Annotated in this window: 17 protein-coding genes; 10 read left to right on the forward strand and 7 right to left on the reverse strand. The window is 68.0% G+C overall.

Going from position 1 to position 17,064, the window contains the following annotated elements; translation table 11 throughout:
- Nucleotides 1-11 precede the first annotated feature (11 nt).
- The 3 genes from dapE to HSX14_RS23620 are packed head-to-tail and all read left to right on the forward strand — an operon-like array spanning nucleotide 12 to nucleotide 2,338.
- Nucleotides 12-1,151, forward strand: a complete 1,140-nt coding sequence (gene dapE, locus HSX14_RS23610) for a succinyl-diaminopimelate desuccinylase (RefSeq protein WP_173176186.1) — start codon at nucleotides 12-14, stop codon at nucleotides 1,149-1,151.
- A 2-nt stretch (nucleotides 1,152-1,153) separates the two neighbouring features.
- Nucleotides 1,154-1,957, forward strand: a complete 804-nt coding sequence (locus HSX14_RS23615; RefSeq protein ID WP_173176175.1) for a putative RNA methyltransferase — start codon at nucleotides 1,154-1,156, stop codon at nucleotides 1,955-1,957.
- 9 nt (nucleotides 1,958-1,966) lie between these two features.
- Nucleotides 1,967-2,338, forward strand: a complete 372-nt coding sequence (locus tag HSX14_RS23620; protein ID WP_173176173.1) for a hypothetical protein — start codon at nucleotides 1,967-1,969, stop codon at nucleotides 2,336-2,338.
- A 69-nt stretch (nucleotides 2,339-2,407) separates the two neighbouring features.
- On the opposite strand, the gene HSX14_RS23625 is transcribed toward HSX14_RS23620, so the two are convergent.
- From HSX14_RS23625 to HSX14_RS23645, 5 genes are all read right to left on the reverse strand, one after another.
- The gene (locus tag HSX14_RS23625; RefSeq protein ID WP_111261686.1) at nucleotides 2,408-2,617 is read right to left on the reverse strand and encodes a cold-shock protein; all 210 of its coding nucleotides are present in this window, start codon (nucleotides 2,615-2,617) and stop codon (nucleotides 2,408-2,410) included.
- Between the two features lie 329 nt (nucleotides 2,618-2,946).
- A complete protein-coding gene (locus HSX14_RS23630) occupies nucleotides 2,947-3,927 on the reverse strand; it encodes a DUF4340 domain-containing protein (RefSeq protein ID WP_173176171.1) in 981 nt (326 codons plus the stop codon).
- A 13-nt stretch (nucleotides 3,928-3,940) separates the two neighbouring features.
- A complete protein-coding gene (locus HSX14_RS23635) occupies nucleotides 3,941-5,776 on the reverse strand; it encodes a GldG family protein (RefSeq protein ID WP_173176169.1) in 1,836 nt (611 codons plus the stop codon).
- A 1-nt stretch (nucleotide 5,777) separates the two neighbouring features.
- Entirely contained in the window at nucleotides 5,778-6,512 is a 735-nt protein-coding gene (locus HSX14_RS23640) for an ABC transporter permease subunit (RefSeq protein WP_173176168.1), read from the reverse strand.
- Complete coding sequence (locus HSX14_RS23645; RefSeq protein WP_173176166.1) at nucleotides 6,509-7,432, reverse strand: ABC transporter ATP-binding protein; 924 nt, start codon at nucleotides 7,430-7,432, stop codon at nucleotides 6,509-6,511. Before HSX14_RS23645 ends, HSX14_RS23640 begins: the two co-directional genes overlap by 4 nt.
- Before the next feature lie 227 nt (nucleotides 7,433-7,659).
- Here HSX14_RS23645 and plsB point away from each other — a divergent pair, with 227 nt between their 5' ends.
- The 5 genes from plsB (at nucleotide 7,660) to HSX14_RS23670 (ending at nucleotide 12,271) form a co-directional block, all read left to right on the forward strand.
- Nucleotides 7,660-10,158 (forward strand): glycerol-3-phosphate 1-O-acyltransferase PlsB, encoded by a 2,499-nt coding sequence (gene plsB, locus HSX14_RS23650; protein ID WP_173176157.1) that lies wholly within the window; start codon nucleotides 7,660-7,662, stop codon nucleotides 10,156-10,158.
- A 162-nt stretch (nucleotides 10,159-10,320) separates the two neighbouring features.
- Nucleotides 10,321-10,584, forward strand: a complete 264-nt coding sequence (locus HSX14_RS23655; RefSeq protein WP_173176148.1) for a hypothetical protein — start codon at nucleotides 10,321-10,323, stop codon at nucleotides 10,582-10,584.
- Nucleotides 10,581-11,081: a hypothetical protein gene (locus tag HSX14_RS23660; protein WP_173176146.1), complete on the forward strand. Its 501-nt coding sequence runs from the start codon at nucleotides 10,581-10,583 to the stop codon at nucleotides 11,079-11,081. The genes HSX14_RS23655 and HSX14_RS23660 overlap by 4 nt, the downstream gene beginning before the upstream one ends.
- Nucleotides 11,082-11,164: 83 nt before the next feature.
- A complete protein-coding gene (locus HSX14_RS23665) occupies nucleotides 11,165-11,563 on the forward strand; it encodes a YbaY family lipoprotein (RefSeq protein ID WP_111261694.1) in 399 nt (132 codons plus the stop codon).
- 30 nt (nucleotides 11,564-11,593) lie between these two features.
- Complete coding sequence (locus HSX14_RS23670; protein ID WP_111261695.1) at nucleotides 11,594-12,271, forward strand: DUF4197 domain-containing protein; 678 nt, start codon at nucleotides 11,594-11,596, stop codon at nucleotides 12,269-12,271.
- A gap of 246 nt (nucleotides 12,272-12,517) precedes the next feature.
- On the opposite strand, the gene HSX14_RS23675 is transcribed toward HSX14_RS23670, so the two are convergent.
- Both HSX14_RS23675 and HSX14_RS23680 read right to left on the reverse strand, forming a co-directional pair.
- Complete coding sequence (locus HSX14_RS23675) at nucleotides 12,518-13,678, reverse strand: aromatic ring-hydroxylating oxygenase subunit alpha (protein WP_173176144.1); 1,161 nt, start codon at nucleotides 13,676-13,678, stop codon at nucleotides 12,518-12,520.
- Nucleotides 13,679-13,702: 24 nt separating this feature from the next.
- On the reverse strand, nucleotides 13,703-14,305 hold the full coding sequence (locus HSX14_RS23680; protein WP_173176135.1) for a TetR/AcrR family transcriptional regulator: 603 nt from the start codon (nucleotides 14,303-14,305) through the stop codon (nucleotides 13,703-13,705).
- A gap of 101 nt (nucleotides 14,306-14,406) precedes the next feature.
- Between HSX14_RS23680 and HSX14_RS23685 the strand changes: the two genes are divergently transcribed.
- Both HSX14_RS23685 and HSX14_RS23690 read left to right on the forward strand, forming a co-directional pair.
- Nucleotides 14,407-15,240: a crotonase/enoyl-CoA hydratase family protein gene (locus HSX14_RS23685; protein WP_111261698.1), complete on the forward strand. Its 834-nt coding sequence runs from the start codon at nucleotides 14,407-14,409 to the stop codon at nucleotides 15,238-15,240.
- A gap of 34 nt (nucleotides 15,241-15,274) precedes the next feature.
- Nucleotides 15,275-17,047: an AMP-dependent synthetase/ligase gene (locus HSX14_RS23690; protein ID WP_173176133.1), complete on the forward strand. Its 1,773-nt coding sequence runs from the start codon at nucleotides 15,275-15,277 to the stop codon at nucleotides 17,045-17,047.
- Nucleotides 17,048-17,064: the final 17 nt, after the last annotated feature.

Raw genomic sequence — 17,064 nt, forward strand, 5'->3', positions numbered from 1 at the left:
CGGAGCCCCGCATGACCGCCCTGTCCCCCACCCTCGAGCTCGCCTGCGAGCTCATCCGCCGCCCCTCGGTCACACCGGTCGACGAAGGCTGCCAGGAGCTGATGATGCGCCGCCTGGAGGCCGTCGGCTTCCGCATCGAGCGCATGCGCATCGAGGACGTGGAGAACTTCTGGGCCATCCGTGGCGGCGAAGGCCCCGTGCTGTGCTTCGCCGGCCATACCGACGTGGTCCCGACCGGCCCGCTGCAGGCCTGGCAGCACCAGCCCTTCGACGCCAAGATCGACGAGCACGGCATGCTGTGCGGCCGCGGCGCCGCGGACATGAAGGGCAGCCTCGCGTCGATGATCATCGCCGTCGAGCGCTTCGTCGCTGCGCACCCTGGCCACAAGGGCGCCATCGCCTTCCTCATCACCAGCGACGAGGAAGGCCCCGCGCACCATGGCACCAAGGCCGTGGTCGAGCGCCTGGCCGCCCGTGGCGAGCGCCTGGACTGGTGCATCGTCGGCGAGCCCTCCAGCACCACCCTGGTGGGCGACGTGGTGAAGAACGGTCGCCGTGGCTCCCTCGGCGCCACCCTCACCGTGCGCGGCGTGCAAGGCCACGTGGCCTACCCGCACCTGGCGAAGAACCCGATCCACCTGGCCGCCCCGGCCCTGGCGGAACTCGCCGCCGAACACTGGGATGACGGCAATGCCTTCTTCCCGCCGACCAGCTTCCAGGTCTCCAACCTCAATGCCGGCACCGGCGCCACCAACGTGATCCCCGGCGAGCTGGTGGCGGTGTTCAACTTCCGCTTCTCCACCGAGTCCACGGTCGAAGGCCTGCAGCAGCGGGTCAACGCCATCCTCGACAAGCACGGCCTGGACTATCACGTGGAGTGGGCCCTGTCCGGCCTGCCGTTCCTCACCGAACCGGGCGAACTGCTCGACGCGGTGGCCGCCAGCATCAAGGCGGTGACCGGCCGCGAGACCACGCCCTCCACCAGCGGCGGCACCTCCGACGGCCGCTTCATCGCCACCATGGGCACCCAAGTGGTGGAACTCGGCCCGGTCAACGCCACCATCCACCAGGTCAACGAGCGGGTGCTGGCCAGCGACCTCGACCTGCTGAGCGACATCTACGAACAGACCCTCGTGCGACTGCTGGCCTGATCATGCTCACCTGCCCCATCTGCCAGGCGCCGCTGTCCACCCTGGACAACGGCGTCGCCTGCCCGGCCAACCACCGCTTCGACCGCGCCCGCCAGGGTTACCTGAACCTGCTGCCGGTGCAGCACAAGAACAGCCGTGACCCGGGTGACAACGCCGCCATGGTCGAGGCCCGCCGGCGCTTCCTCGAAGGCGGGCACTACGCACCACTGGCCGCGCGCCTGGCCCAGCTGGCCGCAGGACGCGGCCCGGCGCGCTGGCTGGATATCGGCTGCGGCGAGGGCTACTACACCGCGCAGATCGCCGACGCCCTGCCCACCGCCGATGGCTACGGCCTGGACATTTCCCGCGAGGCGGTGAAGCGCGCCTGCCGCCGCGCCCCCGGCCTGACCTGGCTGGTGGCGAGCATGGCCCGCGTTCCCCTGGCCGACGCCAGCTGCCAGCTGCTGGCCAGCGTCTTCAGCCCGCTGGACTGGCAGGAAGCGCGCCGCCTGCTCGCCCCCGGTGGTGGCCTGCTGCGCATGGGCCCGACCCGCGGCCACCTGATGCAGCTGCGCGAACGCCTCTATGACGAGGTGCGCGACTACGACGACGAGAAGCACCTGTCGCTGATCCCAGAGGGCATGACGCTGGCCCACAGCGAAACCCTCGAGTTCGACCTGCACCTGGCCAGCAGCGAGGCCCGTGCCGACCTCCTCGCCATGACGCCCCACGGCTGGCGCGCCAGCGCCGAACGCCGTGCCGCCGTGATCAAGGACGCCTTCGAAGTGACGGTCTCCATACGCTACGATTGGATCGTCAGAAACTAGGACCCCGCCATGCGCCAACCCGATATCGAGATCTACCTGAAGGACGCCGACCAGGATGCCGTCGCCACCTGGCTGGCACAGGCCCTGGGCCCCTGCTCGCCCTGGCGGCAGAAGGGACAGACCTTCAAATGCGACGCCGGTGGCGTTCCCGTGACCTGGCTGCCGCGCGCCGTGGGCAAGTGGCACAGCCTGCTGCTGGAGAGCGACACGACGCCCTGGGAGGATGACCTCGGCTGCGCGCTGGCGGCCTTCGCCGCACTGGGTGTGGAAATCCGCTGTGCACCGGGCGGCTGGCAGGAAGAGGAAGGCGAGGAAGATGCGGATCGCTGGATCAAGGTCAACGCCGCAGGCGCCAACGAGTTCATCTGGCGCACCGAATAGGCGCAGCGCCCGGCGCGGTATCGCAGAAAACAAAAGGCCCGTCATCGACGGGCCTTTTGTCTGGAGTCGTCAGACTCTGGAGACGTCTTCCGCCTGCAGGCCTTTCTGCCCCTGGATCACCGCGAATTCCACTTTCTGGCCTTCGACCAGGGAGCGGTGCCCCTCGCCGCGGATAGCACGGTAGTGAACGAATACATCCGGACCGCTTTCGCGCTGAATGAATCCATAGCCTTTAGCGTCATTGAACCACTTGACGGTTCCGACCTCACGATCAGCCATTACTACTCTCTCCAAACTCGCAATTTTTGTTGTTTGCCTCTTATTCAAGAGGCTTGGACGGTTAGGCAAGGACGTTCTTCTTCTTATATCCGACCGCAGTCCAGAGAGGCGTGGGCGGGTATTACGAATGGCGTTCTTTTAACCACCGCGACCGGAGTATACGACAGGAAATGCTACAGAAAAGCACTTTTTTCCGGCACCGTGAAAGGGCCGGCTGGCAGGGCTTTCACGCCCTTTTATGGGTCTTTCGGGTCACATATTGGGGCACTCCCGGAGCCGACGAAAAGCAACTTCGAAACGCCTGTCGCCCGCCCCGGTAGTTGCCTGGGTCACTTGGCCGAAATGAGGTCGTCGAGTGTCTTGGCCAATGCCTGGTATTGGAACGCCTCGATGCGATAAGCCCAGTCGAGGCGACCCGCTACTTGTTCGCCGTCGAACTTTTCCTTGCGCTTCAACTGCATCCAGTACTGCTCGCCCTGGGCCAGGATGACGCCCTCGAGCTGGCCCCCGGCGAAGCTCTGCAGGCTGAACTGCAGCAGCGGCCGGTCCTTGAACTGCACCTGGTCCAGCGGCGCGGCATCGGCGAACTCCAGGTTGGCGAAGAGCGTCGCCATGCCGTTGGCCGCGGCCTCGTAGGCCAGCTTGCGACCAGCCGGCAATTGGCGGACCTTGAGGTTCGGCTCGCCCTCGGCGTCGCGGTAGACCGTCAGCGCCTTGCCCTGGCGGAGGGTCACCTCCACCTGACGCACGCTGTCGAACGGGATGCTGGCGATACGCCGGTCCAGCCAGCCGAGCTCGGTCTCCGGCATCAGGATGCGCCGGTCGACCAGCCAGCTCTGTGCCTGGTCGGCCAGGCGTACCAGCTGCCCCTTGCCCTGCTGGCCGGGCTTGCCCACCAGCAACGCCTGCTCGGGAAGGCGTTCGCCCTGGAGCGTCACGCGGATGCCCTGGCCTTCGCCCTTGTCCGCCAGGCCGAGCTGGCCATGCAGCTCGACCCTGGCGGTACGCGCCTCCACCTCACGGGCCTCGCCCAGCGCCCTCAGCAGGTCGGCGACCGGCTTGGCGGCCGCCGGGTAGCCGGCCTTGTCGGGCAGCGTCCAGACACCGTCCTGGCGTGCCAGGCGCAGCACCGGCTGGCCGGGGCGCTGCACCTCGATGCGCTCCACCTCGGCGAGCCGGCCCTGCAGGGCCGGCAGCAGCGGCGACGGCCCCTTGGCCGCCAGCGGCTCGGGGGTCCGGTGCAGGCCGACATAGGCCAGCACCAATGCAATGGCCACGAGGGCCAGGAACAACAGGGCCTTGCGTCCCATCAGGCTTCTCTCCTCAGGCCCGGCGACGACGCCAGAACCACAGCAGCAGTACGCCCAGGGTCAGTACCAGCGGCACCAGGGCGATGTTGATGAACTTGAGGGTACGGCCGAGCTTCTCGATATCGGCGTTCAGCTGGTAGTTGACCTCGCGCAGCTCCTTGCGGATGCGCACCTTCTCCTGCATGAACTGCTGCAGGGTGGCCTGCTGCTCGGGGGTCAGTTCCAGGGCCTTGGTCGGGTCCTGGTTCTTCTGCAGGCTGGCCAGCTTTTCCTCGGTGTCGGCCAGGCGCTGCTGCAGCACCTGCTCCTGCTCGCGGAAGCGCGTTTCCGCCTCGCGCTGCAGCGACTCGACCACGGTGAAGGGCCGGGTGAAGCGGCCACGGGAGCGCACGCTGATCAGCGCCTCGGAACCGGCGAGGTTGTCCAGGGCGTTGATGGCGAAGCCGGAGTTGTCGGCCCAGGGTTGCGGCACGCGTTGGCCGAAGAAGTCCTGCACCTGCACCCACATGCGGTCGCTGAGCATGTCGGTGTCGGCGACCACGATGACGTTGATGTTGTCCGCCGACTTGAGCCCGTCCTTGCGACCCTCGATGCCATCGGGGAAGGCGCTTTGCGCCGGCCCGCCGATCCGCGCGGCGATGGCGTAGCGATCACCGCTGGGCTTGAGCTCGCGCATCAGCACGTCGGGGTTGCGCAGCATGGCGAAACGCTCGGCGTCGAAGGGCATGGCGTACTCCGAGCTCTGGATCAGCGGCGCGAAGTGGGTCTTCGCCCCCTCCAGCGGGCGCAGGATGCCGGCCGTGGCGACGGTGACCGTCTCCAGGTTCGCGGTGGCGATGTCGCTGGCGTCCAGGGCCTTCTTCGGCAGGCTCAGCCAACCGACGTGACGCGCCGGACGCTGGCCCTCGCCCATGCTCACCGACATGGCGTAGGCACCATCACCCACCACCTTGCCGGGCACCATCTCCAGGCCCCAGGCCTTGAACAGCTCGGGAAGGTCGGAGGCCTTGTCCTCGCCGCCCATCTCGCCGGGCATCTGCATGCCGTGGTCGGCTTCGCTGTAGGGGTCGACGAAGACCAGCAGCTTGCCGCCACGCAGGACGAACTGGTCGATGGCGTACCGGGTCTGCTGCGGCAGGTTCTTCGGGTGCACCAGCAACAGCACCGAGACCTTGTCGGGAATCTGGTCGACGCTGGGCTTGACGCTCTCGATCTGGAACAGCTGGCGGATCTCCTCCATCACCATCCAGGGCTGGCTCGGCTGGCGGGTCTGCATGTCGAAGCCACCGTTGATCGGCAGCCCCGACATCACCCCGACCACGGGCCGCTGCGGCTTGGCCAGGCTCTGCACCAGGCGGCTGATCTCGTATTCGAGGAACTCCTCCTGGTCGAGCGGGAAGAACGGGATGATCTGCCGGTCATCGACCGCGTTGGTGCCGGCCAGGCCGAAGTAGATGGAGTCGCCGCCCTGCTGCAGGGGGATCGCCTGCAGGCCGAATTCGGCGGCCTTGTCCTCGTCCTCGGAGAAGGGCTCGGGGTCGACGATGTGCAGCTTGATCTTGCCGTCCGCCGCCTGGGCGTAGGCCTTGAGCATCTCCTCCACGCGCTTGGCGTAGTTGCGCAGCACGACCAGGTCCTTGGCGGACTTGTCGGAGTAGAAGAAGTACAGGTTGATGGGCTCGTCCAGCTCCCCGAGGATCTGCCGGGTGCCGTCGGAGATGGTGTAGAGCTTCTGCTCGGTGAGGTCGAGCCGGGCGTTGGTCAACGCCAGCCCGGAGACCATGTTGAACGCCAGGAAGGCCAGGGCGATGAGCAGCAGGCCGGCGCTGGAATACATCAGTTTCTTCATGTCAGTCGGCCTTCTTCAGATCGACCACCACGGCGGTGGCGGCCAGCCACGCGGCGATCAGGGTGACGAAATAGAGCAGGTCGCGCGCATCGATCACGCCCTTGCTGATGGCCTCGAAGCGGGTCAGGAAGCTCAGCGAGGCGACCGCGTCCAGCAGCCATTGCGGGGCCCACGCGCTGAAGGCGTCGAGCACCAGCGGGAAGCCGCTGACGATGAACAGGAAGCACATGACCACGGCGAGGATGAAGGCGATCACCTGGTTCTTGGCCAGGGCCGACATGCAAGAGCCGATGGCCAGGTACGCCCCCGCCAGCAGCCAGCTGCCGATGTAGCCGGTGACGATGGCGCCGTTGTCCGGCTCGCCCAGGTAGTTGACGGTGATGACCATGGGGAAGGTCAGCAGCAGCGCCAGGCCGGCGAAGGCCCAGGCAGCGAGGAACTTGCCGGTGACCGCCTCGAAGCGGGTGATCGGCAGGGTCATCAGCAGCTCGATGGAGCCGGACTTGCGCTCCTCCGCCCACAGGCGCATGGCGATGGCGGGCACCAGGAACAGGTAGAGCCAGGGGTGGAAGTTGAAGAAGGGCGCCAGGCTCGCCTGGCCGCTCTCGAAGAAACCGCCCAAGTAGAAGGTGAAGACCCCGGACAGCACCAGGAAGATCACGATGAACACATAGGCCAGCGGCGTGGCGAAGTAGCTCGCCAGCTCGCGCTTGAATATGACCGGCAACTGCTTCATGCCGCTTCTCCCCGGGTCAGGCTGCGGAACACTTCATCCAGGCGGCCCCGCTCGACATCCAGTTCCTTGACCTTCCAGCCACGCTGGTGGATCAGCTGGTTGACCTGCGGGAAGATCACCTCGCCGGGCTTGGCCAGCACCGTCAGGCCGCCGCCCAGGGGGTTCTCCTCGACACCGGCGACGCCCGGCAGTACCGCCAGGGCCAGCGCATCCAGGGGCTCGTCGGCCACCAGGGTCACCGCCTGGTGGTAGCGCGAACGGCTCTCCAGCTCATACGGCGTGCCATCGGCCACCAGCTTGCCGGCGGCGATCACCACCGCGCGGGTGCACACCGCCGTCACCTCTTCGAGGATGTGGGTGGAGATGATCACGATCTTGTCCTGCGCCAGGCTCTGGATCAGTTGGCGCACCTGGTGCTTCTGGTTGGGGTCGAGGCCATCGGTGGGCTCGTCGAGGATCAGCACGCGCGGATCGTGGAGGATGGCCTGGGCCAGACCCACGCGGCGCTTGAAGCCCTTGGACAGGGTCTCGATGGACTGCCCCAGGACCTTGTCCAGCTCCACCAGGCCGGCGGCGCGGGACACACGCTCCCGCTTCTCGGCACCGCGGAAGCCGCGCACCTCGGCGATGAATTCGAGGAAGCCGCGCACCGTCATGTCGCCGTAGCAGGGCGCGCCCTCGGGCAGGTAGCCGATCTGCCGCTGGGCCTTGAGGGTCTGGGTCTGGACGTCGAAGCCGAGGACGGTCGCGGTGCCGGAGGTCGGCGCGAGGAACCCGGTGAGCATCTTCATGGTGGTGGACTTGCCGGCGCCGTTCGGGCCGAGGAAGCCGAGCACTTCCCCCGGTTCGACGCCGAAGGACAGGCCGTCGACGACGGTGTGCTGTGCGAAACGCTTGGTCAGTTGTTTTATTTCGATCATGGCCTCTACCCCAAAGGGAAAAGCCCCCGGCCATGCGGGCCGCGGGGGCCTTGCAAACGCCGGCGGAATATAAGGAGTCCCCCGGCGGCAATGCAAGACAGCAGAAGATTCCGCAAGTTTCGCGACCCACCCCTCCATTTCGGACGGTCAGAGGCTTTTTGCGGCCCGGTGGCGAATACGGCAAACTAGCCGCCCCGAGCATTCGCTCGTTCGACTACAGACTCCGTATGACCCGCTCGCCCTTCCGCCGCCTGGCCTTCGGTACCCTGCGCCGCCTCCTCTACCTGTGGGTGCGCTCGGAAACCATCAACCAGTCCGCCTTCACCCTCAAGCTCGACCGCAGCAAGCCGGTGCTCTATGTGCTCCAGCAACCCTCGGCCAGCGACCTGGCGGTGGTGGACCGGGAATGCACCAAGGCCGGCCTGCCCCGCCCGGTGCTGCCGGTGGCGGTAGGCGACACCCTGGAGCCCGCGGCCTTCTTCTACCTGACCCCCGAGCCCGGCTGGTTCGGCGGCCAGGACAAGCGCGGCACCTCGCCCACCCTGGTGCGCGTGCTCGACGCCATCCAGCAGCACGCCGTGGATGACGCGCAGATCATTCCGGTCACCGTGTTCTGGGGCCAGTCCCCGGACCGCGAGACCAGCCCCTGGAAGCTGCTGTTCGCCGACAGCTGGGCCGTCACCGGGCGCCTGCGCAAGCTGGTCAGCATCCTCATCCTCGGGCGCAAGACCCGGGTGCAGTTCTCCGCCCCCATCCACCTGCGCGAGCTGATCGCCCAGGGCAAGGGCCCGGAACGCACCCAGCGCATGGTGCAGCGCATCCTGCGGGTGCACTTCCGCAACCAGAAGACCGCCGTGATCGGCCCGGACCTCTCCCACCGCCGCAACCTGGTGAAGGGGCTGGTGCATTCGGACCTGGTGCGCCAGGCCATCGCCGAAGAAGCCGAGCGCGAGAAGATCAGCCCGGCCAAGGCCGAGGCCCAGGCGCTGAAGTACGGCAACGAGATCGCCTCGGACTTCGCCTATACCGCCATCCGCTTCCTCGAAGTGGTGCTGAGCTGGTTCTGGAACAAGCTCTACGAGGGCATCAAGGTCAACCACATCGAAGGGGTGCAGGACATCGCCCAGGGCCACGAGGTCATCTACGTGCCCTGCCACCGCAGCCACATCGACTACCTGCTGCTCTCCTACCTGCTGTTCCGCAACGGCCTGACCCCGCCGCACATCGCCGCCGGCATCAACCTCAACATGCCGGTGATCGGCGGCCTGCTGCGCCGGGGCGGCGCCTTCTTCATGCGCCGCACCTTCAAGGGCAACCCGCTCTACACCGCGGTGTTCAACGAATACCTGCACACCCTGTTCAGCCGTGGCTTCCCGGTGGAGTACTTCGTCGAGGGCGGGCGTTCGCGCACCGGCCGCATGCTCCACCCCAAGACCGGCATGCTCGCCATCACCCTGCGCAGCTTCCTGCGCTCCTCGCGCCTGCCCGTGGTCTTCGTCCCGGTCTACATCGGCTACGAGCGCGTGCTGGAGGGCCGCACCTACCTGGGCGAGCTGCGTGGCGCGAGCAAGAAGAAGGAATCGATCTTCGACATCTTCAAGGTCATCGGCGCACTGAAGCTGCGCTTCGGCAGCGTCGCGGTGAACTTCGGCGAGCCCATCAAGCTGGCCGAGTTCCTCGACCAAGAGCAGCCCGACTGGCGTGAGCAGGAGCTGGGCCCGCAGTTCCGTCCGCAATGGCTCAACGAAACCACCAACCGCCTGGCCACTCGCGTCGCTCGCCACCTCAACGACGCGGCGGCGATCAACCCGGTCAACCTGGTCGCCCTGGCGCTGCTCTCCACCAGCCGCCTGGCCCTGGACGAACGTGCCCTCACCCGGGTCCTCGACCTCTACCTGGCCCTGCTGCGCGCCGTGCCCTATTCGCCCCACGCCACCCTGCCGGAAGGCGATGGCCAGGCGCTGATCCAGTACGTGCAGAGCATGAACCTGTTGGCCGAGCAGAAGGACGCCCTGGGCAAGATCCTCTACCTGGACGAGCAGAACGCCGTCCTGATGACCTACTACCGCAACAACGTGCTGCACATCTTCGCCCTGCCGGCGCTGCTCGCGAGCTTCTTCCAGAGCAGCGGGCGCAGCAGCCGCGAGCAGATCCTGCGCTACACCCGAGCGCTCTACCCCTACCTGCAGGCCGAGCTGTTCATCCGCTGGAACCTGGACGAGCTGGACGCCGTGGTCGACCAGTGGCTGGCCGCCTTCGTCGAGCAGGGGTTGCTGAAGTTCGAGAACGACACCTACGTGCGTCCCGCCCCCAGCTCGCGCCAGTTCGTGCTGCTGACCCTGCTCTCGCGTGCCATCGCCCAGACCCTGCAGCGCTTCTACATGGCCATCGCCCTGCTGCTCAACGCCGGGCAGAACCAGCTGACCGCCGAAGAGCTCGAAGACCTGTGCACCGTGATGGCCCAGCGCCTGTCCATCCTCCACGGGCTCAACGCCCCGGAGTTCTTCGACAAGAGCCTGTTCCGCCACTTCATCCAGACCCTGCTCGACCAGCGCGTGCTGCGCCAGGACGACGCCGGCAAGCTCAGCTACCACCCGGCCCTTGGCGATCTCGCCGAAGGCGCCGCCAAGCGCGTGCTGCCGGCGGAGATCCGCCTGTCGATCCGCCAGGTCGCCCTGGAGCGCCAGGGCGAAGCCGAGACCGAAGCACCGGTCGACGCGCCCTGATCCCCTGGCCGGCCCCGCCCGGGGCCGGCCCCCCTCCTCCGAACATTTAGGGAACTCGCCTACACGCCGCTGGGGAGCGTGCCGAACGGCCTCCTCGTGCCCGCTCAGTACCATGGCCGGCCTGCGACCAGCAGGACTCCTTAAACAAGGACGATGCCGACCATGCTGCTCAGATCAATCCCCATCCAGAACGCCGATGGCCAGGCGCTCAACGCCGCCATCCTCTGCTGTTTCGGGATCGCCGCCCTGGAGCGCGACTTCCTGCTCTATACCCTCGACGAACCCCAGCCCGGCCGCCGCTGCAAGGCCTACATCGCCGAGCTCACCCTCCACCCCGAGGGCTACAGCCTGAACGCCATCGAGGACCACCACTGGAGCCAGGTGAAACGGGTGCTCAAGGAGCTGACCCGGGAGCGCTCCTCATGAGCCCGCGCCAGCACGCGCTGGAGTTCCACCTGCTGAACCTCAAGGCGCTGCCGCTGAGCCAGCCCGTGGAACCTAGCCGCGTGGAGGAGCACCGCACGGTGCTGCTCGACCGCGACGCGCTGGAGCGGCTCATGGCGGTCACCGGCAAGGCCCATCGCGAGCAGGAGCACGGCGCCTGGAACATCGCCGCGGCGCCAGGACCAGCCGCGCCGCCCGCGGTACCCGGTCGCGCGGCGCACCTGCAGCGCCTGGAAGGGGAGCTCGTCCAGCGCATGGAGCGACTCCAGCAACAGGCACGCGAACTGGCCAGGCGCGAAGCGGAACTGGAGCGCCGGGAATCCAGCCTGGCCAAGCGCGAGGCGGCGCAGCGCCAGCGTGGTCGGAGCATGGCGCAGCGACTGGAACAACTGGTCAGCGCCCAGCGGCGCCTTCGGGAACTCAGCCGCGCGCTGCAGGAGCGAGCGCCGGCCTCGAAGGCCGACACCGACGGTCGATGATCCGAACCGGGCGCATGGGTGCTGTACCCCCGCGCCCTCGCTTCTATAGTGTGTCTATCGTCGCCAACGGACCACGAGGCCCCATGAAATCGCCCAGCCTGCTGCTCGCCAGCGCCCTGCTCGTCGCCTGCACCACCGTCCAGCCACCGTCCCAGGAGCACCTGAACGGCGAGGTCTACTACCTGCAACGCAGCGCCCTGCCGCCGGACGCCACCTTGCGTGTCTCGCTGCAGGATGTCTCGCTGGCCGATGCCCCCGCGCGCGAACTCGCCTACCAGCAGGGCCGCGTCGAGGGGCAGGTGCCCCTGCCCTTCCAGCTCAGCTACGACCCGGCCAACCTGCAGCCCGGCCACAGCTACGCGGTGAGCGCCCGCATCGAGCGCGACGGCAAGCTGCTGTTCATCAGCACCGAGCGCCACTCGGTTAAACTCGACGGCAGCGACCCGCAGCCCCTGCGCATCAAGGTCGACGCCGTTCCCTGACAACCGCTTTCCCGCCACAAGGATGCCGCCATGTTCCGACTCACCACCCTGGTCGCCGGCCTCGCCCTCTCCGCCAGCGCCTTCGCCCTCTCCCTCAGCGACCTCAGCCAGCAGGACGCCAGCGGCGGCCTCAAGGACGCCCTCACCCAGGGCGCCAAGGTCGCCGTGCAGCAGCTCGGCAAGCCGGGCGGCTTCAGCGAGAACCCCGAGGTGCGCATCGAGCTGCCGGGCAAGCTCGGCAAGGCCGCCAAGACCATGAAGATGATGGGCATGGGCGCCCAGGTCGACCAGCTGGAAGCCAGCATGAACAAGGCCGCCGAGGCCGCCGTGCCGGAAGCCCAGGCGCTGCTGGTGGACGCGGTGAAGAAGATGACCGTGCAGGACGCCAAGGGCATTCTCTCCGGCCCCGAGGACTCCGCCACCCAGTACCTGAACAAGACCAGCCGCGAACAGCTGCGCGCCAGGTTCCTGCCCATCGTCAAGAAAGCCACCGACCAGGTCGGCCTGGCCAAGCAGTACAACAGCTTCGCCGGCCAGGCCGCGAGCTTCGGCGTGGTCGACGCCAAGAGCGCCAACATCGAGAGCTACGTGACCGAGGAAGCCCTCGACGGCCTGTTCAAGATGATCGCCGAGCAGGAGGCCAGCATCCGCAAGAACCCCGCTGCCGCGGCCACCGGCCTGGCGAAGAAGGTCTTCGGCGTGCTCTGAGCCTCAGCCCGAAACGAAAAAGCCCGGCCAAGTGCCGGGCTTTTTCATGCATCCGTAGGTTGGCGCCGAGCGCAGCGAGGCCCAACGGACAAACATCCGAGACTGCCTAGTGGCCTGATCGCGAATGAATTCGCTTCCACAAAGGCAGGCTCATCACCACTGTGTAGGGTGGAGGTCGCTCTTTACCTCCACCAGGCGGAGTCGAACGCGGCAAAGGTTCATGCCTGGACTCCACCGCGCACGCGATCAACCCCGCCCCACCACCTCCACCCGCTCATCCCCCAGCGCCTCGTCCAGGCCCTGGTGGAACCAGCGCAACGCCTGCTCGTAGCGCCCATGCCAGAGGCGGTCGCTGGCGCCGGCGCGGATGCCTTCCTGCACCCGCGCGGCCATGGCGAAGTCCTCCTCCAGGGCGGCATAGAGGATCTCGTTGTTCTTCTCGAAATAGCGCCGGGCCTTCTCCGTCACCGGCTCCTCGGCCAGCAGCGTGTGGCCAAGCACCCGGGTGGCCAGCGGGCCATCGGGGAATACGCTGGAGAAGTCGATGTGGTCCGGCTCCACCAGCACCAGGGTGTTGGGCCAGAGGAAGTACAGCAGGTTGCCGTGGCGGCGCAGGTCCCACTCGGCCTCGGGCCGCGCCTGCACCTCGCGCAGGTTGCGCTTCACGTAGTAGTTGCGGATGTGCCGGCCGAAACGCTCGAACAGCCCCAGGTTCGGCCAGAACAGGTGGTCGATCGTGGCCTGGTGCGCCTTGGCCACATGGTAATTCTCCAAGAAGGTGTCGATGGTCAGCTTCCAGTTCACCGGCCGGCGGATGTCGCGCGGGTCGAAGACCACGTGCTCGTCCAGGCCGAAGCTTACGAAATCGGCCATCAGCTCGGGGCCGAAGAACGCCGGCATGTCCAATGCCGGGCCCGGCGAGTGCCGCGCCCAGATGGCACCGAAACACTCGGCCACCGGCACCTCGGTGAGGTTCAGGCAGCCGCGCTCGACGCCCTCGAACCCGTAGCCGTGGGGGATGCCGCGCAACTGCCCGTCCGGGTTGTAGGCCCAGGCGTGGTAGGGGCAGACGAAGACCCGGTTGGGGCCTTCCACCTCCGCCACCAACTGCGTGCCACGGTGCTTGCAGACGTTGAGAAAGCCGCGCAGCCGCCCGGCCTCGTCACGCACCAGCAGCAGCGGCGCCAACAGGTCGCGGGTGATGAAGCGCCCCGCCGCCACCTCGCTGGAGCGCGCCACCAGCACCGGCTCGCGGCGCAGCACCTCGTCCCGCTCACGCCGATGGCGCGCCTCGTCGAGGTAGCTGTCCACCGCCAGGGACGAGGCCGTCTCCAGGCAATCGGAAACGCCCTGTTCGGCCAGCGCCAATGCCTTCCTCAGCAATTCAACCTGGGTCGCGTGCTGCATGCCTGCCTCTTCTTGGTGTTGGGGTCATGTCGGCTGGAGTGGCGCCAGCGCGCCACGGATGAAATGCCAGAGCTGGCGCGACAGCTGCTCCGCCGGCGGTCGCGGTGAGCGGCCGAGCGCCTCAAGCAATGCCTGGTGCATGCCGCCGAGGATCATCGCCGAGACCAGCTCCGGGTCGAGGCCCGCGTTCAGCTGCCCGGCGGCCTGGCCACGGCGGATGTTGTCGGCACCCTGGCGAACGTTCTCGGCGATGCGCCGGGCCTCCAGCGCGGCCACCTCCGGCTCCCGTGCCAGGCTCACGAGCAGCAGCGGCGCCAGGGGCTCGCCGTAGACGAACTGCACCGCGCGGCGCACCCGTTGTTCCTCGCGGCTGCACCAGTCCTCGGCGCCCGGCAGCGGGTCGGCCGCCATCACCTCGGCCTGGTAGCGGTCGTGGAAATCCTCCGCCACCGCTGCCAGCAGCCCCGCACGCGAGGCGAAGTAGCGGTAGATCAGGCCGACCGAGACACCCGCCCGCTCCGCCACACGCCCCACCTCAAGGCCGCCGCCGAGCTCGAGCAGCTCGTCTCGGGCGGCGTCCATCAGGCTGGCGCGGGTTCTCTGGGCCTTGGGGGAAAGATCGGTCATGGGGTTCTCGATAAAGCGCTGGACAGAAAAAGTGAATTCAGTTTACTTATTTCTCCCGACACGCCAAGCCCCGATCCAATAAAAACCAACGGAGCATTCCCATGACCGACTCCACCGTCCACTACGCGGTCGACGGCCGCATCGCCACCCTCACCCTGAACAGGCCGGAGCGTCTCAACGCCATCGACGACCGCCTGCCCGCCGACCTGGAAGCCGCCGTGCTGCGCGCCAACGCCGACGACGCCGTGCACGTCATCGTCCTCACCGGGGCCGGGCGGGGCTTCTGCAGTGGCTACGACCTGAAGTTCTTCGCCGAGAACCCGCGCGGCATCTACGGCAGCCAGGAAATGCCCTGGGACCCGATGGTCGACTACGCGCTGATGAAGAAGAACACCGAGCACTTCATGAGCCTGTTCCGCAGCTACAAGCCGGTGATCGCCAAGGTGCACGGCCCGGCGGTGGCCGGCGGCAGCGACATCGCCCTGTGCTGCGACCTGATCCTGATGGCCGACGAGGCGGTGATCGGCTACCCGCCGGCGCGGGTCTGGGGCTGCCCGACCACGGCGATGTGGGTCTACCGGCTGGGCCCGGAGAAGGCCAAGCGCATGCTGCTGACAGGCGACCTCATCGACGGCCGCGAGGCCCAGCGCCTGGGCCTGGTCTACCAGAGCGTGCCGTTGGCCGAGCTGGACGCGGCGGTGCAAGCACTGACCGCGCGCATGCAGGGCATCCCCCGCAACCAACTGATGATGCAGAAGCTGATGATCAACCAGGCCTTCCACAACATGGGCCTGGAAACCACGCAGATGTTCGCCACACTCTTCGACGGCATCACCCGCCACAGCCCGGAGGGCGTGCGCTTCAAGGCGCGTTGCGAGGAAGTCGGGTTCGCCCAGGCGGTGAAGGAGCGCGACTCGGGCCAGCCCATTCCCTGAGCCCCCGCCGTCCCACGAGTACAGGAGGTGTTCGATGACGACGCAACAACCGCCGGCCGATCTTCCCAGCATCCCCGCCCTCCTCGCCTGGCGCGCCGAGCGCACGCCCGACTGGCCCGCCGCCCAGGTTCGCCACGCCGATGCCTGGCGCAGCCTCGACTGGGGCGAAATGGCCCGCCGCAGCGAGGCCCTGGCCAGGGCCCTGGTCGCCGCCGGTGTCGAGCCCGGTGACCGCGTGGCGATCTGGAGCCGCACCCGCCTGGAGTGGAGCCTGCTGGATTTCGCCGTACTCATGGCCGGCGCCACCAGCGTCGGCCTCTACCCGAGCCTCACCCCGGCCCAGGCGACCCAGCAGTTGCAGCGTGCCGGCTGCCGGCTGCTGTTCGTCGAGCGACCGGGACAGGCGCAGGGCCTGGCCTTGCCGGGCCTGCGCGTCGTCGCCATGGACGGCGACGGGCTTGCGGCCCTGGACGCCTTCATCGCCGCAGGCAACGACGTACCGGCCGATCAGGTTCGTCGACGCTGGCAGGCACTGGAGCGCACGTCCCTGGCCAACCTGGTGTTCACCTCCGGCACCACGGGCGAACCCAAGGCGGCCATGCTCAGCCACGGCAACCTCCTCGCCGCCGTCGCTGCCTACCCGTTGCCACCGCAGCGCTACACCGGGCTCGCCTTCCTGCCCATGGCCCATGTCGGGGAGCGGGTGATCGGCCAGTACCAGCGCCTCTGGTGCGGCGCCCAGGCCGCCTACGTGCCGGACATCAACGACGTGCCCCAGGCCATCGCCGAGGTACAGCCGGACTTCTTCGGCAGCGTGCCCCGGCTCTTCGAGAAGCTGCACGGGGCGGTCATGGCCCAGCGTGAGGCCCTGTCGCCCGGTAAACGCCGCGTGCTCGACTGGGCATTGCGCACCGGCGCCCGCCAGCGCGGCGGCCTGCGCCTGCTGCTAGCCCGGCGCCTGGTGCTGGATGGCCTGCGCCAGCGCCTGTTCGGCGCGCGCATCCGCGCCCTGGTCAGCGGTGGCGCCCCACTCGATGCCGAACTGGTGGCCTTCTTCACCGCCCTCGGCGTGCCGCTCTGCGAAGGCTGGGGCATGTCCGAGTCCACCGCCTTCCTCACCAGCAACGAAGCCGGGTTGGCCAAGGCCGGCTCGGTGGGCCGCCCCCTGCAAGGCGTCGAGGTGCGCATCGCCGATGACGGCGAGGTGCTGGTGCGTGGGCCGCAGGTGTTCCAGGGCTATTTCCAGCAACCGGAGAAGACCGCCGAGGCCTTCACCCTCGACGGCTGGCTGCGCACCGGCGACCTGGGCCGGCTGGACGCCGCCGGCCACCTCTGGCTGACCGGGCGCAAGAAGGAGCTGATCATCACCGCCGGCGGCAAGAACATCGCGCCGACGCCCATCGAGGCGCGCCTCAAGCAGCATCCCCTGGTGGAGCAGGCCCTGGTGCACGGCGACCGCCGCAAGCACCTCAGCGCCCTCCTCGCCCTGGAGCCGCAAAGCCTGGCCATCTGGGCGAAACGCCAGGGCCTGGCGGGCGATGCCGAGGCCTGGCTGCAGGCACCGGCGCTGCTGGCGGAGCTGCAGGGGCACGTCGATACGATCAACGCCGAGCTGTCGCAGGTGGAGCGGATCAAGGCCTGGGCGCTGCTGCCGCGCCTGCTCAGCCAGGAGCAGGACGAGCTCACGCCCACGCAGAAGCTCAAGCGCCCGGTGGTGGAGCGCAACTTCGCGGCGCTGCTGGATGGGATGTACGAGGAGAGCCCCGGCGGGGCGCTGTCCAGTGGGTCCCCGCCTTCGCGGGGATGACGGTGATGTGAACGCAT

Origin of the sequence: Pseudomonas tohonis (genome assembly GCF_012767755.2) — a bacterium.
In the GTDB taxonomy this organism is placed as follows: domain Bacteria; phylum Pseudomonadota; class Gammaproteobacteria; order Pseudomonadales; family Pseudomonadaceae; genus Metapseudomonas; species Metapseudomonas tohonis.